Source organism: Actinoplanes couchii, from assembly GCF_016862075.1.
In the GTDB taxonomy this organism is placed as follows: Bacteria; Actinomycetota; Actinomycetes; order Mycobacteriales; family Micromonosporaceae; genus Actinoplanes; species Actinoplanes couchii.
This window is the reverse complement of sequence record NZ_BOMG01000056.1, coordinates 126481-151964: the sequence shown is the minus strand read 5'-3', so window position 1 is coordinate 151964 and position 25484 is coordinate 126481. Positions and strand designations below refer to the sequence as shown.

The following is a 25484-nucleotide window of genomic DNA, read 5'->3' as shown; positions in this document are numbered from 1 at the left end:
GGTTCGTCCGCTTTTTCAGCGGGCTCGTCCGCAGGCTCCTTCGCGACCTCGTCCGCGGGTTCCTCCGCCGACTCTTCCGCAACCTCTTCTGCCACCGATGATCCGATCCGCCGAGCGTCGAGGGATCTGCATCCTTGCACACGATCTTGGGATCGCGCGGCCGCTCGTATCCCGCCGCAGGTTACCAGCAGGTAACCGTCCACCTAAGATCCGTCGACTGTACAAACGCGAACAATGAACGACGGGAAAAACCTGTCTCCAGTACGCCGTCCATTGCTCTTCCGTTACCTTTCCGAGAATCTTTCGTCATCGAACTTACCTACGCTCCGGCGGATCAACACTCCTTCGGAGGGTCAACCTCGATGCGTTCCTTCATACGCAGCGTGAGTGACGCCGGACGCTTCCTCCCCGTACCGAGAACCCCTGCGGGTCTCCGTGCGCTGGGTGCTGCCGTCATGGCGACCACGCTCTGCCTGAGCTTCACCGGCCCGGTTTCCGCGGCCACCGATGCGCCGTTCATCAGCGAGATCCACTACGACAACGTCGGCACCGACAGCGGCGAGGCCATCGAGGTCGAGGCCCCGGTCGGCTTCGACCTGACCGGCTGGCAGCTGTACCTCTACAACGGGGACAACGGCAACACCTACACGCCGATCACCACGCTCAGCGGTGTCGTGCCGGCGTCCGGTGTGGTCGTCACCGAGTACGCCGCCAACGGCATCCAGAACGGCAACCCGGACGGCGTGGCCCTGGTCGAGCCGGACGGCACGGTCGTCGAGTTCCTCAGCTACGAGGGTGTCTTCGAGGCGAAGAACGGCCCGGCGGCCGGGCAGACCAGCGTCGACATCGGAGTCTCCGAGCAGAGCAGCACCCCGGTCGGCCACTCGCTGCAGAAGATCGACGGAACCTGGACCGGCCCGGCGGCGAGCAGCTTCGGCAAGCTCAACACCGGCGGGACCACCACTCCGGAGGAGCCCGAGCCGGAGGAGCCGGCCCCCGGCTGCGACACCGCGGCCACCCACACGATCGCGCAGGTACAGGGCACCGGCGCGGCGACCCCGCTGGCCGGCTCGGTGGTGACCGTCGAGGGCGTCGTCACCGCCGACCACCGCACCGGTGGTTACAACGGGATCTACGTCCAGACCGCGGGCAGCGGCGGCGACCGCCCGGTCACCGCCGGCACCGCCTCGGACGGCATCTTCGTCTACCTGACCTCGACCGCGGCCAACCACCCGTCGGTGGAGATCGGTGACGTGGTCCGGGTGACCGGCACGGTGAGCGAGTACAACACGCTCACCCAGATCACCATCGGCGCCAAGACCGACGTCAAGGTCTGCTCCAGCGACGCCCCGCTGCCCACCCCGGTCCCGCTGACCCTGCCGCTGAGCGACGAGGCCCGCGAGTCCGCCGAGGGCATGCTCGTCGCACCGGCCGGTGAGTTCACCGTGTCGGAGGTCTACAACACCAACCGGTACGGCGAGGTCGTCCTGGCCGCCGGTGCCGAGCCGGCCCGGATCCCGACCGACGTCGCCCGTCCGGGCAGCGCCGCCGCGGCCGAGGTGAAGGCCGACAACAAGGCCCGCCGGATCCTCGTCGACGACGGCCGGACCACCAACCTGGCGGACGCCGGACTGGCCCCGGCGTACATGACCAAGGACGCGCCGCTGCGTGTCGGCGACACCGTCGAGAAGTTCGGCGCCGGTGTGCTGAGCTACGGCTTCAGCGAGTGGCGCCTGCAGCCGGCGAACCCGGCCGCCCTCGGCACCACGTTCACCGCGTCCAACCCGCGGACCAGCGCTCCGGTGAACGTCGGCGGTGACATCAAGGTCGCCAGCTTCAACGTGCTGAACTACTTCGTCCACTTCGGTGGCGACGCGCGCGGTGCGGCGAACGAGGCCGCCAAGGAGAAGCAGGAAGCGAAGATCGTCTCGGCGGTCACCGCCATGGACGCCGACGTGGTCGCGCTCATGGAGATCGAGAACTCGGTCCGCTTCGAGGCCGTCGAGACCCAGCTGGCGCTGAAGACCCTGGTCGGCGAGCTGAACGCGGTCGACGGCGCGGGTGTCTGGGACTACGTCCGGTCGCCTGCCGAGCTGCCGGGCGCGGCCCAGCAGGACTTCATCACCAGCGCGATCATCTACAAGCCGGCCTCGGTCACGCCGAAGGGCGCGTCCAAGTCGGTCAACGACGAGACGGTCTGGGGCAACGCCCGCGAGCCGATCGCGCAGACCTTCACCGCCGGGTCGATCGACTTCGCGGTGGTCGCGAACCACTTCAAGTCGAAGAGCACCTCGGTCGCCCCGACCGGGGACAACGTCGACACCGGTGACGGACAGGGCGCCTACAACGGCGACCGGGTCCGGCAGGGGCAGGCGCTGGCGACCTTCGTCGACGGCCTCGGCACCGACAACGTGGTCCTGCTGGGCGACTTCAACGCGTACACCCACGAGGACCCGCTCCAGCCGCTCTACGGCAAGGGCTTCAAGGACGCGCACGCGACGTACGCCCCGGACAAGGCCCCGTCCTACGTCTTCAGCGGCGAGTCCGGTTCGCTGGACCACGCACTGATCAGTGCCGGTCTCGGCAGCCGGGTCACCGGCGTCGACATCTGGAACATCAACTCGGTCGAGTCGTTCGCCTTCCAGTACGACGGCTACGGCCCGTTCTACGACAACGGCCCGTTCCGCTCCAGCGACCACGACCCGGTCGTCGTCGGCCTGTCCACCGGCACCGCCGGCCCGATCGACCTGCAGCTGCTGAGCATCAACGACTTCCACGGCCGGCTCGAGTCGCCGTCCACCGGCAACGGTGGCGCGGCCCAGCTGGTCGGCGCGGTCAACCAGCTGCGGGAGGCCAACCCGAACACCGCGTGGGTGTCCGTCGGTGACAACATCGGCGCCTCCACGTTCATCTCGGCGATCGACGACGACAACCCGACCCTGGCGGCACTCAACGCCGGTGGCCTGAACGTCTCCGCGGTCGGCAACCACGAGTTCGACAAGGGCCTGTCCGACCTGCTCGGCCGGGTCTCCGACAAGGCCGGCTTCCCGTACCTGGCGGCCAACGTCTACAAGGACGGCCAGCGGGTCCTGCCCGGCTACGTCGTGCAGACCGTCGGCGGCATCAATGTCGGCTACATCGGTGTGGTGACCGAGCAGACCGGTTCGCTGGTCAGCCCGGACGGCATCAAGGGTGTGGAGTTCCGCGACCCGATCGCCGAGACCAACACCCTCGCCGCGCAGCTCTCCGACGGCGACGAGGCCAACGGTGAGGCCGACGTGCTGGTGCTGCTCGCCCACGAGGGTGCGGCCACCGAGAACATCAGCTCCGCCGAGAAGCTCGCCGCCGACCCGGTCTTCGGCGAGTTCACCAAGGTCAGCGCCGAGATCGACGCGATCTTCAGCGGGCACACCCACCAGCCGTACGCGTTCCAGGTGCCGGTTCCCGGTACGAACAAGACCCGTCCGGTGATCCAGGCCGAGGACTACGGTCTGAAGCTGGGCAAGGCGGTCCTGACCATCGACCCGGCCACCAAGTCGGTGACCTCGTCGACGGCCGAGCTGCTGAACGTGACCGGTTACCCGGCGAACGCGGCGGTCGAGCAGATCGTGGCGGACGCCAAGGTCAAGGCCACCGAGCTGGGCAAGCGTGAGCTCGGCAAGATCACCGGCGACATCAAGCGGGCGTACACCGCCGCCGGCGCCGAGGACCGGGGCGCCGAGTCGCCGATGGGCAACTTCATCGCCGACGTGCAGCTCGACCAGACCAGCGACGCCGGTCGCGGCGGGGCGCAGATCGCGCTGATGAACCCGGGCGGCCTGCGTGCCGACCTGGCGTACGGCACCGATGGCACCGTGACCTACTCGGCCGCGTTCGCCGTCCAGCCGTTCGCGAACGACGTGGTCACCCAGACTCTCACCGGCGCGCAGATCAAGCAGGTGCTGGAGGAGCAGTGGCAGCCGGACGGCGCGTCCCGGCCGGTGCTGCACCTGGGTTCGTCGAAGGGCCTCACCTACTCGTACGACGTGAACCAGCCCCGGGGCTCGAAGATCATCGCTTCGTCCCTGAAGCTGAACGGGACCGTGCTGAACCCGGCCGGCACCTACCGGGTCACGTCGAACTCGTTCCTCGCCGCGGGTGGCGACAACTTCACCACCCTGGGCCTGGGCACCAACAAGGTGACGACCGGCGACAACGACCTGACCATGCTGGTCAACTACTTCGCCAAGTTCACCCCGATCACCGTCGACGTCACGCCGCGCAGCACCCCGGGCACCGGTGACTCCACCGCCCCGACCGGCACGTACGCCCTGAACATGGCGGCGATCTGGCCGGGCCAGTCGGTGACGCTGACCGAGTCCGCGCTGGACGACGACGTCAGTGACAACGCGAAGATCAGCCGGGTGATCAACTGGGGCGACGGCAGCGCCGCCCAGACGCTGGCCGTGGGTACCACCAAGGCCACGCACGCGTACACCAAGGCGGGCAGCTTCACGGTCACCGTCGCGCTGACCGACGAGGCGGGCAACAAGGGCGCCGGCAAGGTCACCGGTTCGCCGGTGGTGGTGAAGGCGCAGGCCGGCGCCTACAAGCTGAGCACCAAGTCGATCTGGGCGAAGCAGTCGGTCAACCTCACGGTCAGCGGGGTCACCGGCGCCACCAAGCTCGCGATCAACTGGGGCGACGGCACCACCAACACGATCACGGCGAAGAACGCGACCGTGTCGCACACGTACACCAAGGCCGGCACTTTCGCGGTCAAGGTGACGCCGTCCAACGCGGCCGGCTCCGGCAAGGTCGTCGCGGTCGGGAGCGTCAAGGTCACCAAGGACACCGCCAAGCCGACGGTGAGCGTGACCACGCCGAAGCAGCCGGCCAAGGCCGCCTCCTGGAAGACGGTCACCGGCAAGGCCGCGGACAAGGGTCTCGGTGTCGCCACGGTGAAGGTCAAGGCGATCGAGCAGCGGTCCGGTGCCTGGTACTACCTCAAGGCCGGTAAGTGGACCAAGGCGAAGTCGAAGAAGGACGCTCAGGCCAAGGCGACGGTGCAGACCGTCACGCCGAACGCCAAGGGTGTCTGGAGCGCCAAGCTCGGCGGCGTCGCCAGGGGCACGCTGGTGATCACCTACTCGGCGACGGACAAGGCTGGTAACACCAGCGCGGTTCGTACGCACACGGTGCGTATCACCAAGTAACAACCTGCGCACATGTCGAGGCCCCCGCCGTATGGCCGGGGCCTCTTCACGTCCTGTAGCGGTACTTTGATCACTAGCCGCACACGGGAGGTTGGATGAACGGCCGGACGAGTCGATCCTCGTGGATCGTCCTCATCGTCGGACTAGGAGTTCTCTGCCTAGGTGTCATCCTGCTGCTGAACGGCGGCGCGTCCTGTGGAGCTACCGAGATACAGGTCGGCGGCCAATGCATCACTTACGGTGACGGCGCATCACGCACTCTGGAGTCGGACGGCATCGGCCGTCTCGCGGGCCGGCTCACTCTCGGTGCCGGTGGCCTGATCGCCGCCGCGGGTGTCTGGCTGGTGTTCTTCGCCGACCGGTCGGTTCCGCAGTCGGCCGGGGTCGGCGACCGGATCGAACTCGCCCGCCGCAACGGCTGGCAGTTCCTCGACGTCGACGGCGATCTGCTGGAGGCGTGGAGCGACACCCCCGACTTCGGCGAGGACCAGCCGGCCTACGCGGTGCTGCGCGGTTTCCTCGACGACCTGGAGTTCGTGGTCTTCGACTTCCGCAAACCGGACACCGGGGCGCTGCGCACGGCGTGGATCGTCTACCTGCCCGAACCGTCCCGGTCCTTCGTCAAGTGGGCCACCGCGCAGGAGCCGCTCTACCGCCGCCCGCTGAACATGGTCGGGGTGCGGGCGGACGCGATCGTCGACATCGGCGCGGGCCCGCACCGGTCCACCGAGCCGGACGCGGTCCTGCGGCAGGTCCGGGCGCTGGTCGAGATCGTCCGCCGGTTCGAGAGCCAGGCCGCGACCAGCACTTAAGACCTTTTCAACACTTTTTCAGGCTTGCCGGTACGCGGTTTCGGCGCGCTGCCGGCGCAGTCGCTGGATCGCCGCGGACAGGGTGATCACGGCCCACGCCCCGACGATCGAGGTGGCGATCCACCAGCCGACCGCTCCCAGGACGACAGCGGTCACGGTGATCACGGCGGCCACCACGAACAGTGGTAGCGGAGGGCGACCGGTTGATGACACGCTGAAGTTTCCGCCGCCCATCCGGGCACAGAAATCGGGATCGTCACGCCGTAATTGGCGTTCCAGGGCTGCCAGCCGCCGGGTGTCCTCTTTGCTGAGCATGATCGCTACCTTCCGGTCTGCCGCGCCGGTGAAGCATGGATCGAGATGTGCAGATCCCGATCAGTGCTCATTGTTACCTCTGAGTTGCGTTCGTGATACGTCTGCGTGTGCCGAATTTTCGGTCCGTTGTGTTCCGGACAACAGGACCTGTTGAAATCCCGCGACTTCGGGTACAACGGTCCAGTTGATCAGGAATTACGGCCGGTCCCGCTCAGCACGGCATCTCAGGGGTGACGCGGCGGATCACGATCAGTGCGGCCGGCTCACCCGCCACGACAGCGGGTCACGGCCCAGCTGCGCACGCAGAGTCGCCAGCGGTAACCGGCCGGTACTCAGCGCGCGGGCCACCCGGACGATCCCCTTCAGGTCGGCCACCGCCGTCGCCACGATGTCCACCCGGCTGTCCGGATCGTCCACCCAGTCCACCGGCACCTCGTGGATGCGCAGCCCGGCCCGTTCGGCGAGCACCAGCAGCTCGGTGTCGAAGAACCAGCCCGGATCCTCGACCATCGGCAGCAGCCGTCCGGCCACATCGGACCGGATCGCCTTGAAACCGCACTGCGCGTCGGAGAACCGGGCGGCCAGCGCGCCCCGCAGCAGCAGGTTGTAACCCCGGGAGATCAGCTCCCGTTTAGCGCCGCGGACCACCCGCGAGCCACGCGCCAGCCGCGACCCGATCGCCAGGTCCGAGTGCCCCGAGATCAGCGGCGCCACCAGCGGCAGCAGGGCGCCGAGATCGGTGGACAGATCCACGTCCATGTACGCCAGGACCGCGGCGTCGGAGTGCGACCAGACGTGCTTGAGCGCCCGTCCGCGCCCCTTCTCCGGCAGGTGCACCGCCTCGACCTCGGGGAACGTCTGCGCCAGGCGATGCGCCATCCGCGCGGTGCCGTCGATGCTCGCGTTGTCGGCGATGGTGATCCGGAACCGGTACGGGAAGCTCTCCGCCAGATAGGCGTGCAGCCGCCGGACACCCGGTTCCAGATCCACCTCCTCGTTGTGGACCGGGATCACCACGTCGAGGACCGGCGCCGCGACCCGGCTGTGACCGGTGCCGGACGAGGGCAGGGTGGACAGGGTCATCGGTTCACCGCCGTCAGGTCGTAGAGGGTGGCGCCGCCGACCGTTTGCGCGGTGAAGTTCGCGGACACCCACGCGGAGATCCGGCCGCTCTCGTTGCTGCCGCCGTTACCACCGTTGCGGGCGAAACCGCCGCCGGCGATGAAGTAGTGGATCTTTCCGTCGGCGACGTACTGCTGGAACTCGGCAAGGGTCGGGGACGGGTCGGTGCCGTTGAACCCGCCGACCGCCATCACCGGCTGCTGCGTCTCCAGCTGGTAGCCGGACGCGTTCTGCGAGCCGATCGCCGCGGCCACCCAGGTGTAGTCGCCGGCGTTCGTCTCCAGCAGGGCCTTCACCTCGGCGCTGACCTCGCTGGCGTCGAGCAGGCCGCTGTTGCCGCCGCCACCGCGTGTTCCCCGGCCGCCCTGAGCGCTCTCATCAGGCGTGGATCCGCGGCCGGGGCCGCCGCCGGGGAAGCCACCGCCGTCCCGGGCATTGTTCTGGCCACCGCGGTTCCGGCCGCCGCCGTTCATGCCGCCACCGCCGCCCGGGAAACCGCCCCGTCCGCCGGAGACCGACGGGCCGGCGGTCGGGATCGAGCCGGTGTGCGGTTCGGAGACGGTCTGCGCCGCGTACGCAGCCGGCCCGGCCAGACCGGCGACCGCCGCGACGGTCGCGGCGACCACTGCCAGCCGCGCCGTGAGCCGGACCGAGAGGACCACCGCGACCGCCGCCAGCAACCCGGCGATCAGGATCGGCAGGCGCAGCCACGGCACGAAGTCGGAACTACGGCCGAGCAGCGTCCACGACCACCAGGCGGTCACCCCGATCGCCGCGGCCAGGGTGAGCGCCGCGAACAGTTCGGTGCGCCTCTTCCACAGCAGCGCGGCGCCCATCGCGACCACCGCGCCGATCGCCGGGGCCAGGGCCACCGTGTAGTACGCGTGGAAGATGCCCTGCATGTAGCTGAAGATCAGCCCGGTGACCAGCAGCCACATGCCCCAGACCACGAGCGCGGCCCGCTGGACGTCGGTGCGGGCCCGCCGGGCGGTGAGCGCCAGACCGGCGGCCAGCATGATCAGCGCGGCCGGCAGCAGCCAGGAGATCTGACCGCCCTGCGCGCTGTTGAACAGACGGCTCAGGCCGACCTCGCTCAGCCGGCTCGTGGCGTTGCCGACACTGCCGGACTCCTCGCCGTTGAGCCGGCCCAGACCGTTGTAACCGAGGGTGAGTTCGAGCAGGCTGTTGTTCTGCGAACCGCCGATGTACGGGCGCATCGACGCCGGCACCAGCTCGACGACGGCGATGTACCACCCGGCGGACACCACCATCGCGACCAGTGCCAGCAGCAGCTGAACGAAGCGCCTGCCCAGCTTCGGCGGGCCGGCGATCAGGTACGCCAGGCCGAACGCCGGCACCACCAGCAGCGCCTGCAACTGCTTGGCCAGGAACGCGAACCCGATCAGCACGCCGGTCAGCACCACCCACCTGGTGGCGCCCGACTCGACGGCGCGCAGGATCGTGTACGCCCCGCCGACCATCAGCAGCACCAGCAGCGCGTCCGGGTTGTTGAAACGGAACATCAGCACCGCCACCGGGGTCAGCGCCGAGATCGCACCGGCCAGCAGCCCGGCGGCGGGACCGAAGGAGCGCTTCACCGTGGCGTACAGCAAACCGGTCGTGGCAACTCCGAGAAGTGCCTGCGGGACCAGGATGCTCCACGAGCTGAGACCGAAGATCCGCACCGACAGCGCCATGATCCAGAGCGAGGCGGGTGTCTTGTCGACGGTGATCGCGTTGGCGGCGTCCGAGGAACCGAAGAAGAACGCCGTCCAGCTCTCCGAACCGGCCTGCACGGCCGCCGAGTAGAACGCGTTGGCCCAGCCGGACTCGGACAGGCCCCAGAGGTAGAGCACCGCGGTGGACAGCAACAGGAGGCACAGGGAGGGGCGGACCCAGCGGGAGTTCACCGGGCCAACGGTTCGCCGGGGCCCTGTCCCGCTCTTGTCACGTCCCTGTGTGACCCCTGTGAGTCCCCATCGGACTCACAGGGGGTCGCTGCTTCAGAGCGTGCGGCGCTTCGCGGACGCGGCCGCCAGCCGCTCCAGCACGCTCACCGTGGCGTCCCAGCCCATGCAGGCGTCGGTGACCGACTGGCCGTAGGTCAGCTCGCCGCCCAGATCCTGCCGGCCCGGCTCCAGGAAGCTCTCCAGCATCACGCCGCTGATCGCGTGCTGACCGGCCTCCATCTGCCGGGCGATGTCCTCGGCCACGATCGGCTGCCGGTTGTGGTCCTTGCTGCTGTTGCCGTGCGAGCAGTCGATCACCAGACGCTCCGGCAGGCCGGCCTTGCGCAGCAGCGCCAGCGACGACTCGACGTCCTCGGCGCTGTAGTTCGGCTTGCCGCCGCCACCGCGCAGCACCAGATGGCAGTCCGGGTTGCCGGCGGTGTGCAGGATCGCCGGGGTGCCCGAGTAGTCGATGCCGGGGAAGACGTGCTTCGCCTCGGCGGCCTGGATCGCGTCGACCGCGGTGGAGACGCTGCCGTCCGGGCGGTTCTTCATCCCGATCGGCATCGACAGACCGGACGAGAGCTGGCGGTGCACCTGCGACTCGACCGTCCGGGCGCCGATCGCACCCCAGGCCACGGTGTCCGCGATGTACTGCGGGGTGATCGGGTCGAGGAACTCCACGGCCACCGGCAGACCCCGGTCCACGACCTCCAGCAGCAGCTTGCGGGCGATCCGCAGACCGGCGCCGACGTCACCCGAGCCGTCCAGGGCCGGGTCCATGATCAGGCCCTTCCAGCCGACCGTGGAACGCGGCTTCTCGAAGTACACCCGCATCACGATCAGCAGGTCCTCCTTGAGCCGCTCGGCCTCCAGCTCGAGCCGGTCCGCGTACTCGCCGGCGGCCACCGGATCGTGCACCGAACACGGGCCGACGACCACGATCAGGCGTTGATCTCGGCCGTTCAGGACATCCTCGACCTGCTTACGGCCCTCCAGCACGGTGTCGTGGCACTCGCTGGTCAGCGGCAACTCGTGGTGCAGCAGAGCCGGGCTCATCAGCGGGACGACCTTCTCGATGCGCTGGTCCCGAACGCGCTGTACCTCAGGGGCGGTCATGGTCTCTCTCCTTCGACCGGCCCTGCGTCAGAGCCGGTTTGCTCGGGGCAAACAAAAAGGCAGCGACTTCGTCGCTGCCTTCGCCGGCTCTGGCGGGTGTCTCAGGTCATGCGGTCATGGCCGAGGCACCGGCTTGAGCCGGCCTCGTAAACCAATAGAAGGACCACATCCGAGACATGCCCGCCAGCATAGCCGCATCACCGGACCGGATGCAGCATCTGCGGCCGTTGTTCAGCTGTTGGGACGACAGGAGGCGGGCCGAGCGGAAGCATCACCGTGAATATGGTCTGACCAGGGCGGCTCTGCACACCCACCTTCCCACGATGTGACGTGACCACGGCGTGCACGATCGACAGGCCCAGACCGGTGCTGCCGGCCGCCCGGGACCGGGAGCTGTCGCCCCGGGCGAACCGCTCGAAGATGCGCGGCACCAGGTCCTGCTGGATGCCGGGACCGTTGTCGATCACCTGGACCACGGCGGCGTTCGGCACCGAACCGACCTTGACCGTGACGGTCGAGCCCTCCGGCGTGTGCGTGCGGGCGTTGGCCAGCAGGTTCGCCACCACCTGGTGCAGCCGGGCGCCGTCGCCGATCACGGTGACCGGCTCCTCCGGCAGGTCCAGCTGCCAGTAGTGCCGCGGGCCGGCGGCGTGCGCGTCACTCGTCGCGTCGACGGCCAGCATGGTCAGGTCCACCGGGTCCTGTGCGAGGGGCCGGCCGGCGTCCAGACGGGCCAGCAGCAGCAGGTCCTCGACCAGGGCGGTCATCCGCTTCGCCTCGGACTCGACCCGGGTCAGCACGTGCGCGATCTCGTCCGGGATCGGCTTGCGGCTGCGGCGGCTCAACTCGGCGTACCCACGGATCGCGGCCAGCGGGGTGCGCAGCTCGTGGCTGGCGTCCGCGACGAACTGGCGGACCTGCATCTCGCTCGCGTGCCGCGCCTCCAGGGCGTTGCCGACGTGGTCGAGCATCCGGTTCAGGGCGGCGCCGACCTGGCCGACCTCGGTGCGGGGATCGGTGTCCTGCTCGGGCACCCGCTGCGCGAGTTGCACCTCGCCGCGGTCCAGGCGCAGCTCGGAGACCCGGGTCGCGGTCGCCGCGACCCGATCGAGAGGCATCAGGGTACGGCGGACGATGAGCGCCCCACCCCAGCCCGCGATGATCAGCGATCCGAGAATCACACAGCCGGTGAACAGGGCCACCTGGAGCAGGGTGCTGTTCGACTCCTTCAGGGAGATCCCGATGTAGTAGACGTCGCCGGTGTCCTTGGTGACCTTCTTCATCCGGTACTGCGGCAAGCCGTCACCGACCGAGACGTCGGCCTTGCTGCCGTCCGCCGGGACGTCCTCGATCACGGTCGCCAGAGCCGTGGCGCTGAGGGTCTGCACCTCGTCGGGGACGGTGGGCTGGAACTTGAGCACACCACCGTCGAACGTGCCGTCCGTCAACTTCTGCAGGACGATCGCGTCCCGGGGGATGCCACCGGGAAGGTTGTTGGCCTGCTTCGTGGACGGGTCGTTGTCGGGCTGCTGACCGAGGGGCTTCTTGCCGGGATCACCGAAGGCGCCCTTGTCCAGATCCTTGAAGCCGATGCGCCGGCTCAGGTCGTCCACCTCGGTGTCGACCTGCTTGTGCAGCGAGTTGTAGAGGTAGAGCTCGGCGGTGCCGCCGACGACCAGGCCCAGCACCGCGAGCAGCGCGATCATGGTGGTGACGATGCGGGTGCGCAGCGGCCAGCCCGCGGGATCGATCCAGCGGGTGCGGCGGGCAGCCGGGGCGGCGGAGCTCATCGGTCAGTCGGCCGGCTTCAGCACGTAACCGGCGCCGCGCATGGTGTGGATCATCGGCGCCCGGCCGGCGTCGATCTTCTTCCGCAGGTACGAGATGTAGAGCTCGACCACGTTCGCCTGCCCGCCGAAGTCGTAGTTCCACACCCGGTCCAGGATCTGCGGCTTGCTCAGTACCCGGCGCGGGTTGCGCATCAGGTAGCGCAGCAGCTCGAACTCGGTGGCGGTCAGCGTGATCAGGTCACCGGCCCGGCGCACCTCGTGCGAGTCCTCGTCCAGCGTGAGGTCGCCGACGACCAGCTGCGACTCGGTGCGCATCGGGGCGTGCCCCATCCGGCGCATCAGGCCGCGCAGCCGGGCCACCACCTCTTCCAGGCTGAACGGCTTGGTCACGTAGTCGTCGCCACCGGCGGTGAGGCCGGTGATCCGGTCCTCCACCGAGTCCTTGGCGGTGAGGAACAGCACCGGCACCTCGGGCGACTCCCCGCGCAGGCGGCGCAGCACCTCGAGGCCGTCGATGTCGGGCAGCATCATGTCGAGGACGACGGCATCCGGGCGGAAGTCACGCGCGGTGCGCACCGCGGTCATGCCGTCGCCGGCGCTGCGGACGTCCCAGCCCTCGTAGCGCAGAGCCATCGACAGCAGCTCGGCCAGCGTCGGTTCGTCATCCACGACCAGCACCCGGACCGGGGTTCCGTCGGGACGCCGGAGTTCGGTGCTCGGATCGGTGTTCGCCATCGTCATGCCCTTTACTGTGCGATCCCACGCTCGGTGCCGGCTTTCGGTCTGCTGTGTGCCAGCTGTGTGTCCGGCACAGTCGGCTCACGACCGGACCACAGGCCGTCCCAATGTCGCACTGACATTTTAGTTTCGGCACACCGGTTCCGGACCTTGAGAATCGGGTGACAGACAATTACATACTGAGCGTTATGGGATTTAAACATCGCTTATCAGTCATATTTTCGGCACTCCTGCTGGTGCTCTTCCCGCTGTCACCATCGGCCGGTTCCGAGCGGACCGAACCACGCCGGCCGGAGAACACCGAGTCGGCCGCGGTCGAACTGCCCGGCGGGGGACTCAGCCCGATGCTGCTCGCCGCCATCGGCGGATACCTGCTCACCGGTGGTCTGGCGCTGCTGCTGCTCAAACGTTGACAACCTCGTAGCGGGGGAACACTCGATGTCCGGGCGTTGTTGTGCGAGCGTTGGTCAAAGTGCGGCGCGAGCGTGAGGAGTGATCAATGGATCTTCTCGAGGACTACCGCAGGGCCACCTTCTTCTTCGAGTCGGGCGACCCGCTCGGCGCTGCCCGGCTGCTGGAGCCGATAACCCGGGCCGAGCCGCACAACACCGCGGTCCGTCAACTGCTGGCCCGCGCCTACTTCAACTCGGCTCAACTGGGCCGGGCCGAGGAGCAGTTGCGGGTGCTGGTCGAGCACGACCCGTCCGACCACTACGCGCACCACGTGCTCGGCCGGACCCTGGAGCGCGACGGCCGGTTCCGGGAGGCGCTGCCGCACCTGCGGCTGGCCGCCGCGATGAAGACGCAGACCGACTACCAGGAGGCACTGCGCCGGGTCGAGACGTGGCTGGGCAAGTCGAGCGCGGCGTAAGGTCACGATCGTGAAGCTGAAGCTGGACCTGCACGACATCTTCAACAAGGGCCAAGAGATCGACCGCGCCCTGCGGGGGATCATCGACGAGGCGATCGAGAAGAAGGCCGCCCTCGTCGAGATCATCCCCGGCAAGGGCAGCGGAGCCCTGAAGAAGAAGGTCATCCGCTTCCTCGATCAGAAAGAGATCAAGCAGCTCTACCACCGGGTGGAGAAGGACGGCGACAACTGGGGCCGGCTCTTCGTCCACTTCCGGCACAATGCGCCCAGCCGCGGTCGGGCCCGGGGCCGATGATCAAAACCTTTGCGGCGGTACGCCTGGGTGGGCGTACCGCCGCAATCGGCTTTTAAAGGGTGTAGGTCTTCCCGACCGCCACCAGCTCGCTGCTGTGTGAGCCCAGGACGCCGACGCCCGAGGGGCGGGGCTGGAAACCCGGGGCCGTGGGCAGGTCGTCGCTGCCGTCCATGACCTGGAACGTCACCAGGCCGGTGGTGCCGACGGTCAACTCGATCTCGACACCGGTCTCCGGGGGCGCGTGGAAGACAAAACCGAAGCCCCACTTCCCCGGTCGCGCCGGGCCGATCTCAGCCGGCTGCCCGCCGATCCGGGCCGCGGTGACAGGCGTCGTGGTGGACACGTGCAGCGTGGTGAAACGGACCGCACGCTGCGGATCGAGCAGCAGTTTCATGGTGCGCCGGTCGTCGCCGCGGGTCTCCGAGACCAGGGTCAGCGCCGGTGCGGGCAGGGTCGCGGCCGGTGCCGGGCCGCTGCGCAGCAACTCGTCGCCGAACGCCGGGAACGTGTCGGCGACCGTCGCGGGCGGGTTCGACACGTATCCGGCGGTCCACTTCTGCGGCTCGGCCTCGGCGCTCAGCCAGGTGGCCGTGCCGGTGTCGGCGTCCAGCGCGTACATCAGATGGGTCAGCGACGGGTGCTCGGCGTCGAAGGTGTCGACGGCCAGTCCTGTCCCCGTGCACACCACCACGACTGCCGCTGTTGCTATTTCCATCGCCCAGCGCACCGGAAGACCGGTTTTGAAGAATTCGAGCACGGGCAGCAGCGCCAGGGCCAGCAGCACGGTCAGGAACGCGCCGACCCCGGCCATCGGCATGCCCAGCGCGGGGAACAGCATCAGCACGGTCGGCAACAGGATCACGATCGCGACCAGGGCGCCGACGGTGGTGACCGCGGTGGCCGGCCAGCTCTTCAGCCGCTGAGCGGCCAGGGCGGCCGTCGCGCCGGCCAGCGCGGGCAGGGTGGCCAGGTAAGCGCCGCCCGGGGTGAACACGGCCAGCAGCACACCGAGGACGGCCAGCCAGAACAGCCCGCCGGCGGCCAGCGCGGCCGGGGTCGACCGGCGGCGGAGCAGGGCGTACCAGACCAGGACGGTCAGGACGGCCAGGGCGATCACTGCCATGCGGTACCACATCGGACGGTACGGGTCGATCGGCAGACCGCCGTACGCCGGCCGGATCAGCACCAGCAGAGTCCACAGGCCCTGCGCGAGCAGCGGGGCCACCACGATCGGGATCAGGGTCAGCAGGATCGCGGTGAACATCCGGCCGGCACCCGTCAGGTTCCGGATCCTCCGCCAGCCGGCCGGGCGCTGCGCGATCGTCCGCCGGCCGATCGTCCAGGCCAGCACCAGGGTCAGGATCAGGGCCAGCACCGCCAGAGGCAGCACCAGCTCACCCGGGTAGCGGATCAGCAGGCCCGGGACCGGGAAGTAGGTGGCGTCGCCGGAGTCACCGAGCGTGCCCAGATCGAGCGCGCCGAACTCGCGGGCCAGGGCGAGCGCGTTCGCACCGTGGTGCTGCAGGCTGTCCTGGTTCATCACCTCCGGCCGGTCGGTCGGCGCGTGATAGATCGCGGCGCCGTCGATGTACGCGCTGTTCAGACCCTGGAAGCGGCCCGACTCGCGGAACGGGGTGAAATCGGTGTCGTTCGGCAGCAGCCGGTAGATCTCCACCGCGAAGGACGTGCCGACCGGGTACGGGGTCTTCGCGTACGTCCCGACCAGCTCCCGGTTGCCCTCGGTGGTCTCGAACATGATCGCCGGGCCGCTGCTGCCGCGCGCCTCCAGATTCAGCACCACGCCGCCGTCGCGGGCCAGCGGATGCTGGTCGACGAACGCCTTGGCCCCGCAGAGACAGGCCTCCTCGGCGTCGGTCAGCACCAGCACCACGTCGTTGCGCGGCCGTTCCCCGGCGACCAGCGCCCGGGCCGTCTCCAGGATCGTGGCGGTGCCCGCGCCGTCGTCGTTCGCGCCCGGGGCGATCTGCGCCGAGTCGTAGTGCGCGACCAGGAACACCCGGCCCGTCGACTGCGTGCCCGGAATCACCGTCACCACGTTGCGGACCCGGGCGAACCCGGTGCCACCCGCCGACGACGACAGGCCGGCACCCTGCACCGACACCGTGTCCTGGACCTCGGGGGACAGGCCGAGCCCGCGCAGGCCGGTCAGCAGGTGCTCCCGGACCGCGTCGTTGGCGGCACTGCCGGCGGGATGTGGCGTGACCGAGATGGCACGTACCGTCGCAAATGCCCGGGAAGCGCTGAACTCGGTCACCGGCGCCGAATCGGCACTCGCCGCGGGCGGCTGCGCGGAACGGATCGCCGCGAAACCGGCCAGAACGAGAACTACCAGGACGGCGGCCGGTCGGGTCAGGACGGAGACACGCATGAGCACATCTAATCCTCCGGGTACGCCCGGCGGGTAGCCCGTAGATCCATTCGCGCGTGCAATAGCGTTGTCGGCGTGACTAAGCCGCTAGACCCAGCAGCCGTCATCGCCGAGTTCATCGACCGGGTGGCCCCTTACAACCCCCAGCCGGACGCCGACCCCGTCGCCGTTCTCGGCGTGCGCACCGCGCTCGGCGAGGACGTCTTCACACTCAGCGATCACGTCATCCGTGCCCTGTGCCGGGCCGTCGAGTCCTATCGCGACCCGGAGGACCGGGGCGACTGCGCCAACTGTGGTGGCCGGCACCTCGACGAGAATCTGCACTGCCGGGACTGCGGGCAGCTGCACGGCATCCTGGGCCAGGTGATCGCGGATCACGTGCGCCGGTTCGCCGCCTCTCCGCGGCCCGATCCTTCGCAGCCCGCTTCGGAGATCGACTCCCCGTGACCACCGAAGTTGTGAAGCCGGGCCGCTTGGTACACGATTTGCGGGTCACTGCTGCGTCGAGTGGGGAACTGGAATGACTGAACGGTCCCTCGCACCACGCAGATTCGCGCCATCGCAGATGGAACGGTTGCGGATCCTCCTCGTCGAGGACGACGAGGGTGACGCCTTCCTGGTGCGTGAGCTGCTCAGCGAAGCCGAGGCGCCGTTCGAGCTGAACGTCGCCACCACCCTGCGCCAGGCCCGGGAGATGCTGACCGGCGTCGAGTGCATCCTGCTCGACCTGGGGCTGCCCGACGCCGAGGGCATCGACGGCCTGCGCAAACTGCTCTCCGTCGCCGGCAGCGCCGCGGTCTGTGTGCTCACCGGCCGCTCCGACGAGCACCTCGGCGTCCAAGCGGTCGCCGAGGGCGCCCAGGACTACCTGGTCAAGGGCCAGGTCGACGGGGTTCTGCTGATCCGCTCGCTGCGGTACGCGGTCGAGCGCAAACGCGCCGACGAGAACGCCCGGCTGCTGCGCGAGGTCGAACTGCTGCAGGCCGAGTCCGCCCGCCTGGAACGCGGTCTGCTGCCGAAACCGCTCAAGAGCGACGACTTCGGCATCGAGGTCCAGCCGTTCTACCGCTCCGGCCGGGCGATGGGCCTGCTCGGCGGCGACTTCTACGACGTCGTGCAGGTCGGAGACGACAAGCTGCACGTGATCGTCGGTGACGTCTGCGGCCACGGCGTCGACGAAGCCGCCCTCGGAGTCGAGCTCCGGGTCGCCTGGCGGGCGCTGATCCTGGCCGGGGTGCCCGAGGACCAGGTGCTGCGGGCCCTGGAACAGGTGCTGATGACCGAGCGGCGGGCCCGGGAGATCTTCGCCACCGTCGCCTCCGCGGTCATCGACCTGCCGGGCAACCGGGCCACCGTCCGGGTCGCCGGTCACCCGCCGCCCATCGTGCTCTCCGGTGGGAAGGCCGCGCCGGTCGCGGTGCGCCGGGGCATCGTCCTCGGCGTCCGGCCCACCCCCACCCCCGCCACCGAACTGGAGTTCTCCGGTGACGACTGGTCGCTGCTGATGTACACCGACGGACTCATCGAAGGACGGAGCGGCGCCGGTGACGAACGACTCGACGTGGACGGGCTCTGCCGGCTGTTCGACGAACCGGAAGCCCGCGCCCGGCCGCTGCCGGAACTCCCGGAGTGGCTGGTCTCCCGGGCCGACCGGGACAACGGCGGCCCCCTCACCGACGACGTCGCGATGCTGCTGATCTCCCGGGGTGGTGGCCGATGAGCGGCGTCATCTCCGGGTGGACCCTGCGTGTCCGGATCTTCGCCCTCTGCCTGGCCGCCGGGGTCCTCCTCGGCGGGCTCGGCATCGTCGCCGCCTTCACCGCGGCCGCCAACAACCGGCAGATCGACAACGTCCTGGACCGGGCCAGCCCGATGCGGGCCGCCGGCGAGACCCTCAGCACCGCCCTGGTCGACCAGGAGACCGGCGTCCGCGGGTACGCCATCACCGGTCAGGACCGCACCCTGGAGCCGTACACCCGGGGCGTCGAGGCCGAAGCCGAGCAGGTCGCCCGGATCCAGCGCCTGCTCAACCCCGAGGACGAGGAGATCCGCGCCGCCCTCGAGATCGTCGAGGCCCGCGCCGACACCTGGCGGGCCAACGTCGCCGAACCGCTCGTGCAGACCGTCCGTACCGAGGGCACCCAGGCCGCCCAGCAGCGGGTCGAAGCCTCCGACACCCGCGACTTCGACGAACTGCGCGGCGCCGTCAGCGTCATGCAGGACCACATCTCGGTGCTGCGGGCCACCTCCGCCCAGGCCGCCCGGGACAGCAGCCAGACCATGGTGGCGATCGAGGTCATCGCCGCGGTGATCATCGTGCTCACCGGGGTCTTCCTGCTGATCCTGCTGGACCGGCTGGTCAGCCGGCCGATCCTGCACCTTGCCGGGCAGGTGCGGCAGGTCGCCGCCGGCGACTACGACAAACACATCGACAGCAGCGTGTACGGGTCACCCGACCTGGTCGGGCTCGCCGACGACGTCGACCGGATGCGGCAGCAGATCTCCAGCGAGCTCAGCGAGGTCCGGGAAGCCCGCCAGCAGGTCGAATGGATCAACCAGCAGCTGCAGAGCCAGGCCGAGGAACTCACCCGGTCCAACCGTGACCTGGAACAGTTCGCCTACGTCGCGTCGCACGACCTGCAGGAGCCGCTGCGCAAGGTGGCCAGCTTCTGCCAACTTCTCCAGCGCCGGTACGCCGGACAGATGGACGAACGTGCCGACCAGTACATCGGGTTCGCCGTCGACGGTGCCCAGCGCATGCAGCGGCTCATCAACGACCTGCTCGCGTTCTCCCGGATCGGCCGGCTCACCACCGGATTCACCGACGTCGACCTGGGTGAACTGCTCGGTGAGGTGCGGTCGCAGCTCTCCGCGCGGGCCGGGGCCGACACCGAGATCAGCTGGACCGGACTGCCCACCGTGGAGGGTGAGGAGCCGCTGCTCACCACGCTCTTCGTCAACCTGGTCGGGAACTCGCTGAAGTTCCGGCGGCCGGACGTGCCGGCGCGGATCCACATCAGCGCCGAGCTGGACGGGGCGGAGTGGCGGCTCAACGTCCGGGACAACGGGATCGGGATCGAGGCCGAGTTCGCCGACAAGGTGTTCGTGATCTTCCAGCGGTTGCACGCCCGGGACGCCTACGAGGGGACCGGCATCGGACTGGCCATCGTCAAGAAGATCGTCGAATACCATGGCGGGCGGATCTGGCTGGACGTCGACGTGGCGGAGGGTGCTTCGATCTGGTTCACGCTTCCGGTGATGCCTGGTCTTCCCACTGTTCTGTCGGCAGCCTCATCCCCTGTGGTGACCGAACTCCCTGATTCATCCGAGGCTCCCTCCGGTGCGGCGGGATCCTCAGGTGCGGTGGACTCCTCCGGCGCGGGTTCCTCCACTCCGGGTTCCTCCAGTGGGGGCTCCTCTACGCCGGGCTCTTCCGGAGCGGGTTCCTCCGGTGGGGGCTCCTCCAGCGCGGACTCCTCCGCGCCGGGATCCTCCGCCGTGGGGGATTTGTCTGCTTCATCCGAGTCGTCCGCTTCGCCTGGGGAATCCTCGCCGGCGGGCGCGGGCGCGGGCGCGGGCGCGGGTGCGGGTTCGGGTGCGAGTTCGGTTTCGGGTGCGAGTTCGAGTTCGTCTTCGGGCGAGGAAGAGAAGGTGGGCACGTGAGCGTGGAACGGGAGAACGGCACCCCGATCGAGGTGCTGCTCGTCGAGGACGACCCCGGCGACGTGCTGATGACGCAGGAGGCGTTCGAGGAGCACAAGGTCCGCAACCGGCTCAACGTCGTCTCCGACGGCGCCGAGGCGCTCGCCTACCTGCGGCGGGAGGGCCAGTACGCGAAAGCGGTCCGCCCCGACCTGATCCTGCTCGACCTCAACCTGCCCCGGCGGGACGGCCGCGAGGTCCTCGCCGAGATCAAGAAGGACGACGAGCTGGGCCGGATCCCGGTCGTCGTGCTGACCACGTCGTCCGCCGACGAGGACATCCTCCGCAGCTACCAGCTGCACGCGAACGCCTACGTCACCAAGCCCGTCGACTTCGAGCGGTTCATCACGGTGATCCGGCAGATCGACGAGTTCTTCGTCAGCGTCGTGAAGCTGCCGCCGCGTGCCTGACCGGATAATCGACCAGGTGGCCGAACTCGTCCGCGAGGTCGCGCACACCATCGTCCTGCCGCGTTTCCAGCACCTGTCCGCCGCCGAGGTCCACCAGAAGTCGCCGGGTGACCTGGTCACCATCGCCGACCAGGAGTCGGAGAAGGCGCTGACCCGCGGGCTCACCGCACTGCTGCCCGGCTCGGTCGTCGTCGGCGAGGAGGCGGTCGCCGCCGACCCCACCGTCCGGGACCGGCTGAGCGGCGACGGCGCGGTCTGGATCGTGGACCCCGTCGACGGCACCAACAACTTCGCCGCCGGGCGGACCCCGTTCTGTGTGATGGTCGCCCTGGTGCGGGACGGCGAGACCACCGCGGCCTGGATCCTCGACGTGGTCGCGGACCGGCTGACGGTCGCCGAGTCCGGTTCCGGCGCCTACCGCGACGGCGTCCGCGTGAAGACCCGCACCGACGATCCGGGCGCCGGCGCGCTGCACGGGGTGATCGCCCACAAGTACTTCCCCGACGACCTGCGCCAGCAGGTGCTCTCGACGGCCGCCGGCCTGGGCGGGTTCACCACCGGCCGGCACTGCGCGGGCTACGAGTACCCGGCCGTCGCCACCGACGAGCAGCAGTTCGCCATGTTCTGGCGGATCCTCCCGTGGGACCACGTCCCCGGAGCCCTGATCGTCCGCGAATCCGGCGGCGTGGTCCGGCACCTGGACGGCTCGGAACACCGCCCGGCCGGCCACCAGCGGGGCCTGCTGACCGCCGCCAACGAGGACATCTGGAACACAGTCCACACCACCCTCTTCTCCTCCGGCCCGCCAGCCACTTCGTGACTCCTCCGCCGGCCACCGTCTCCTGGCCGGCCCACCAGCCCACCCTGTGACTCCTCCGCCGGCCACCGTCTCCTGGCCGGCCTACAAGTCACCCCTTGACCACCTCCGTTGGGCACCCTCTTCCCGGCCGGCCGGCCCTGACCCGTCCGACCGGTTTTCGGCCTGGTCTCTGACTTGGTCTTTGGCCCGGCGTCGTCCCTCTGGTCTGTTTCCCCTTACCGGCCGCCCTTTGGGTTCGCCTGGTCGGCTGCGGTCGCCGGGTGAGCGGATCATCACATTCCGGTGGGGCCGCGGGGCGGGGTGCCGTGGATCTAGGGTGCGGTCATGACGTCGTACCTCAGTGAGCTTTTCGGACTTTCCGGGCGTACCGCGGTGGTGACCGGCGGCAGTTCCGGAATCGGGCGGGCCATGGCCCTCGCCCTGGGCCGGGCCGGCGCGCGGATCGTGCTGGTGGCCCGCCGTGAGGCGCCGATGGCCGAGGTGGTGGCCGAGTTGCGCGGTCACGGCGCGGAGGCGGACGCGATCTCCGCGGATCTCGGCGACCGGGAGGCCGTCAAGAACGCCGCCGCCACGATCATCGATCGGTACGACGTCCCCGACATCCTGGTCAACTCGGCCGCCGTCAACCTGCGCCCACCGCTCGCCGAGCTGGGTGACGGCGTGTGGGATCTCACCCTCGCCGCGAACCTGACCGCCCCGTTCCTGCTGGGTCAGGCGTTCGCCCCGGGGATGGCCGCCCGCGGCTGGGGCCGGATCGTCAACGTCGTCTCGCAGCAGGCGTTCCGCGCCTACGGGAACAGCGGGGCCTACGGCGCCGCCAAAGCGGGTCTGGTCGGCCTCACCCGCTCGCAGGCCGAGGCGTGGAGCCCGCACGGCGTCTGCTGCAACACGATCGCCCCCGGTGTGGTGCACACGCCACTGACCGAGCCGGTCTTCGCCGATCCCACGAAAGTGGCATCCCACGCCGCGCGCACGATGATCGGTCGCAACGGCGTACCGGGCGATTTTGCCGGTTGTGTCGTTTTCCTGGCTAGTAATGCAAGTCAAGCGGTAACCGGACAGACACTCTTCGTTGACGGTGGATATTCGGCGACCTGATCGATCTCCCTTTCCCCTGCTGAGACACGGTAAAGTACCGGCGCTCACGACTTGGAGGTAACTGTGGCGGCCAGTCTCCCGCGCCGGTTCGCAACCCTGCTCGCGCTGTTGGCCGCCGTTCTCGCGGTGGCCCTCGTCGCGCCCGGGTTCCCGGCCCATGCCGCCGACCCCGAAGGCGGCACGAAGAAGCTGCGCACCGCCCTGGATACCGCGGCCAAGGGCTACGACTCCGCGAAGACGAAGCTGGCCAACTCGCAGAAGCGGCAGAAGCTGCTGACCACCGCGCTCAAGGACGCCGAGACCAACGCGTCGGCCCTGACCGCGCAGGTCAACCACGTCGCCAACCGGGCGTACCAGATGGGCCGGGTCAGCACGGCCGGGCTGCTGCTCAACAGCTCGGACCCGAGCCAGTTCATCGAGAAGATCCAGAGCCTGGACATGCTCGCCCAGATGGACAGCGGGACGCTCGCCGACTACCGCCAGCAGATCGCGACCTCGACGAAGGCCAAGACCGCCCTCGACGCGGAGGTCAAGGAGCAGCAGCGTCAGGTCAACGTGATGGCCAAGCGGAAGAAGGACGCCGAGATCGCGCTGGCCGAGGTCGGCGGGGGATCGGCCGGTGGCTTCATCGACCCGAACTCGCCCGCGGCCGAGCCGGCGCCCCGCAACTCCGACGGCTCCTGGCCGAAGGAGTCCTGCACGGTCAAGGACCCGACCTCGAACGGGTGCATCACGCCGCGCACCCTGCACGCGTACCAGCAGGCACAGGCAGCGGGTTTCAAGCGGTACACGGTCTGCTTCAGCGAACGCTCCTCCGGCGAGCACCCGAAAGGCCGGGCCTGTGACCACTCCGCGGCCTCCGGCGGTTTCGAGAACGTCGCGGCCTCCGGCGGGGACAAGGCCTACGGCGACCGTCTCGCGGCGTACTACGTCAAGAACGCGAGTTCGCTCGGCGTGATGTACGTGATCTGGTACCGGCAGATCTGGATGCCGAGTACCGGCTGGCGTGCCTACAGCGCGAGCGGCGGCCCGGCGGCGGTGCACACCAACCACGTACATCTCTCCATGCTCTGACCTCCGCCCCGCCTGAGATCTCTTCAGCTTTCGCACAGGTGTGGTGCGGCCTGTCGATGAGGTGCGATCCCCGGCGCCGCCGGTAGCATCCCGGCGGTGGAGAACCAGCCGCGTGCCCTGCCATCGGCCCTGGCGACCGCTCTGGCGTTCGGATCCAGTGGTGCCGTCCTCGTCCTGGAGATCGTCGCGTTGCGCCTCGTCGGGCCCTACGTCGGCGTGACCCTCCAGGTCAGCAGCTCGGTGATCGGAGTCGCGCTGGCCGCGATCGCCTACGGCGCGTGGATCGGGGGACGCCTCGCCGACAGGTTCGACGCCCGGACCCTGCTGGCGCCGGCTCTGATCCTCGGCGCCATCGGCACCGCGGTCACGCTGCCACTCGTCCGCTGGGGCGGTGAACTGCTGCGGGGCGGCACCGCGCCAGCCGTGCTCATGCTGGCCGCGCTCGCCATCTTCCTGCCCGCGCTGGTGCTCTCCACGATCGCGCCGATGGTGGTGAAACTCCAGCTCGCCGACCTGCGCAAGGCCGGTTCGGTGGTGGGCCGGCTGTCCAGCGTCGGCACGCTCGGTGCGATCACCGCGACCCTGGTGACCGGGTTCGTCTTCGTCGCGGCGATGCCGAGCAGCGCGATCATCCTGAGCCTGGCCGTGCTGCTGGCGATCAGCGGCGTGGCCCTGGCCTGGTGGCTGCGCCGGACCGGAACGCAGGCGGACCTGCCCGGCTCGCCCAAGATCCGGGCCTCGCTCGCCGCGATCGGGCTGGCCGGCGCCGGGCTGGGCGCCACCGCGCCGACGCCGTGCGACGTGGAGACGGCGTACCACTGCGCGAGCGTGACGAAGGATTCGTCGCGGGAGGGCGGCCGGACCCTGGTGCTCAACTCGGCCCGCCACTCGTACGTCGACCTGAACGACCCGATCTACCTCGAATTCAAGTACGTGCAGTGGATCGGCGCCGTCACCAACGTGCTGAAGTCGCCCGGCGCCCCGATCGACGCCCTGCACCTCGGCGGTGGCGGGTTCACCGTCCCGAACTATCTGCGGGCCACCCGGCCGGGCAGTGACCAGCTCGTCCTCGAACTCGACGGTGGCCTGGTCGAGCTGGACAAGCAGAGTCTCGGCCTGAAGACCGGCCCGGACATGAAGGTGCGGGTCGGTGACGCCCGGGTGGGCCTGGCGGAACGCCCGGACACCTCCTACGACCTGGTCGTCGGCGACGCCTTCGGGCACCTGGCCGTTCCGTGGCACCTGGCCACCCGGGAGATGGCCGCGGACGTGGCCCGGGTGCTGCGCACGGACGGGATCTACGCCCAGAACGTGATCGATTACCCGCCGAACCGGTTCATCCGGGCCGAGACGGCCACCGTGGCGGCCGCGTTCCCGCACGTCGCCCTGATCGCCCCACCGGACGCGCTGGTCGGCGGCCAGGGTTCCAACTTCGTGATCCTGGCCTCGAAGACGCAGCTCCCGCTGGACGTCATCCAGCTCGGGCTGGAGGGCCTGCCGGAGCCGGTGACCGTGCTCAGCGGCACGGAGCTGACCACCTTCATCGGCGACTCGCCGGTCCTGACCGACGACTACGCGCCGGTGGACCAGCTTCTCGCCGGTTGACCAGACCACCGCTCTCTCTTCGGCCGGCCCGTCCGTCGGCCGCTCGCCAACCGGTCCGTCCACCGGCCGCTCGCTGACGGGTCCGTTCATCGGCCGCCTGCTGGCCGGCGCGTCCGTCGGCTGGCTGTCGGTGCCGGTTTCCGAGCGGGTTTTCGTGTGCGGCACCGGCGGGTGAGCTGA

At 69.4% G+C, this 25484-nt stretch carries 19 protein-coding genes and 1 pseudogene; 13 read left to right on the top strand and 7 right to left on the bottom strand.

What is annotated here, in order from left to right; genetic code table 11:
• Positions 1 to 455: 455 nt before the first annotated feature.
• Entirely contained in the window at positions 456 to 5195 is a 4740-nt protein-coding gene (locus tag Aco03nite_RS23120; protein WP_239145357.1) for an ExeM/NucH family extracellular endonuclease, read from the top strand.
• A gap of 95 nt (positions 5196 to 5290) precedes the next feature.
• Positions 5291 to 6007 carry a hypothetical protein gene (locus tag Aco03nite_RS23115; protein ID WP_203797722.1) on the top strand — a complete coding sequence of 239 codons (717 nt, stop codon included), beginning with the start codon at positions 5291 to 5293 and terminating at the stop codon, positions 6005 to 6007.
• An 18-nt stretch (positions 6008 to 6025) separates the two neighbouring features.
• Here Aco03nite_RS23115 and Aco03nite_RS23110 read toward each other — a convergent pair whose 3' ends face one another.
• The 6 genes and pseudogenes from Aco03nite_RS23110 to Aco03nite_RS23085 all read right to left on the bottom strand — a co-directional run bounded on the left by Aco03nite_RS23110 (position 6026) and on the right by Aco03nite_RS23085 (position 13043).
• Entirely contained in the window at positions 6026 to 6322 is a 297-nt protein-coding gene (locus Aco03nite_RS23110; RefSeq protein WP_203797720.1) for a DUF3040 domain-containing protein, read from the bottom strand.
• 276 nt (positions 6323 to 6598) lie between these two features.
• A pseudogene (locus Aco03nite_RS23105) lies at positions 6599 to 7405 on the bottom strand (dolichyl-phosphate beta-glucosyltransferase); the annotation flags it as partial.
• Positions 7402 to 9354, bottom strand: coding sequence for an ArnT family glycosyltransferase (locus Aco03nite_RS23100; RefSeq protein WP_203797718.1), 1953 nt, complete (start codon positions 9352 to 9354; stop codon positions 7402 to 7404). The pseudogene Aco03nite_RS23105 and the gene Aco03nite_RS23100, both read right to left, overlap by 4 nt.
• 93 nt (positions 9355 to 9447) lie before the next feature.
• Complete coding sequence (locus Aco03nite_RS23095; protein WP_203797716.1) at positions 9448 to 10512, bottom strand: 3-deoxy-7-phosphoheptulonate synthase; 1065 nt, start codon at positions 10510 to 10512, stop codon at positions 9448 to 9450.
• 197 nt (positions 10513 to 10709) lie between these two features.
• Complete coding sequence (locus tag Aco03nite_RS23090; protein ID WP_203797714.1) at positions 10710 to 12302, bottom strand: sensor histidine kinase; 1593 nt, start codon at positions 12300 to 12302, stop codon at positions 10710 to 10712.
• A 3-nt stretch (positions 12303 to 12305) separates the two neighbouring features.
• Complete coding sequence (locus Aco03nite_RS23085) at positions 12306 to 13043, bottom strand: response regulator transcription factor (protein WP_092549042.1); 738 nt, start codon at positions 13041 to 13043, stop codon at positions 12306 to 12308.
• A gap of 185 nt (positions 13044 to 13228) precedes the next feature.
• Here Aco03nite_RS23085 and Aco03nite_RS23080 point away from each other — a divergent pair, with 185 nt between their 5' ends.
• The 3 genes from Aco03nite_RS23080 (at position 13229) to Aco03nite_RS23070 (ending at position 14206) form a co-directional block, all read left to right on the top strand.
• Entirely contained in the window at positions 13229 to 13453 is a 225-nt protein-coding gene (locus Aco03nite_RS23080) for a hypothetical protein (RefSeq protein ID WP_203797713.1), read from the top strand.
• A gap of 86 nt (positions 13454 to 13539) precedes the next feature.
• Positions 13540 to 13911 (top strand): tetratricopeptide repeat protein, encoded by a 372-nt coding sequence (locus Aco03nite_RS23075; protein WP_203797710.1) that lies wholly within the window; start codon positions 13540 to 13542, stop codon positions 13909 to 13911.
• A gap of 10 nt (positions 13912 to 13921) precedes the next feature.
• Positions 13922 to 14206, top strand: coding sequence for a Smr/MutS family protein (locus Aco03nite_RS23070; RefSeq protein ID WP_203797708.1), 285 nt, complete (start codon positions 13922 to 13924; stop codon positions 14204 to 14206).
• 52 nt (positions 14207 to 14258) lie between these two features.
• Here the strand turns inward: Aco03nite_RS23070 and Aco03nite_RS23065 are convergent, their stop codons facing one another.
• Entirely contained in the window at positions 14259 to 16595 is a 2337-nt protein-coding gene (locus Aco03nite_RS23065) for a M28 family peptidase (protein ID WP_203797706.1), read from the bottom strand.
• A gap of 75 nt (positions 16596 to 16670) precedes the next feature.
• Here Aco03nite_RS23065 and Aco03nite_RS23060 point away from each other — a divergent pair, with 75 nt between their 5' ends.
• From Aco03nite_RS23060 to Aco03nite_RS23025, 8 genes are all read left to right on the top strand, one after another.
• Positions 16671 to 17042: a hypothetical protein gene (locus Aco03nite_RS23060; protein WP_203797705.1), complete on the top strand. Its 372-nt coding sequence runs from the start codon at positions 16671 to 16673 to the stop codon at positions 17040 to 17042.
• 73 nt (positions 17043 to 17115) lie between these two features.
• On the top strand, positions 17116 to 18315 hold the full coding sequence (locus Aco03nite_RS23055) for a PP2C family protein-serine/threonine phosphatase (RefSeq protein WP_203797703.1): 1200 nt from the start codon (positions 17116 to 17118) through the stop codon (positions 18313 to 18315).
• Positions 18312 to 20258 carry a sensor histidine kinase gene (locus Aco03nite_RS23050; protein ID WP_203797701.1) on the top strand — a complete coding sequence of 649 codons (1947 nt, stop codon included), beginning with the start codon at positions 18312 to 18314 and terminating at the stop codon, positions 20256 to 20258. Before Aco03nite_RS23055 ends, Aco03nite_RS23050 begins: the two co-directional genes overlap by 4 nt.
• On the top strand, positions 20255 to 20707 hold the full coding sequence (locus Aco03nite_RS23045; RefSeq protein ID WP_203797699.1) for a response regulator: 453 nt from the start codon (positions 20255 to 20257) through the stop codon (positions 20705 to 20707). The genes Aco03nite_RS23050 and Aco03nite_RS23045 overlap by 4 nt, the downstream gene beginning before the upstream one ends.
• Positions 20700 to 21527, top strand: a complete 828-nt coding sequence (locus tag Aco03nite_RS23040; protein WP_239145356.1) for an inositol monophosphatase family protein — start codon at positions 20700 to 20702, stop codon at positions 21525 to 21527. The genes Aco03nite_RS23045 and Aco03nite_RS23040 overlap by 8 nt, the downstream gene beginning before the upstream one ends.
• 324 nt (positions 21528 to 21851) lie before the next feature.
• Positions 21852 to 22625: an SDR family NAD(P)-dependent oxidoreductase gene (locus Aco03nite_RS23035; RefSeq protein WP_203797697.1), complete on the top strand. Its 774-nt coding sequence runs from the start codon at positions 21852 to 21854 to the stop codon at positions 22623 to 22625.
• Between the two features lie 63 nt (positions 22626 to 22688).
• Positions 22689 to 23699, top strand: coding sequence for a coiled-coil domain-containing protein (locus Aco03nite_RS23030; protein WP_239145355.1), 1011 nt, complete (start codon positions 22689 to 22691; stop codon positions 23697 to 23699).
• Positions 23700 to 23795: 96 nt separating this feature from the next.
• Entirely contained in the window at positions 23796 to 25304 is a 1509-nt protein-coding gene (locus Aco03nite_RS23025; RefSeq protein ID WP_203797695.1) for a fused MFS/spermidine synthase, read from the top strand.
• Positions 25305 to 25484 lie beyond the last annotated feature (180 nt).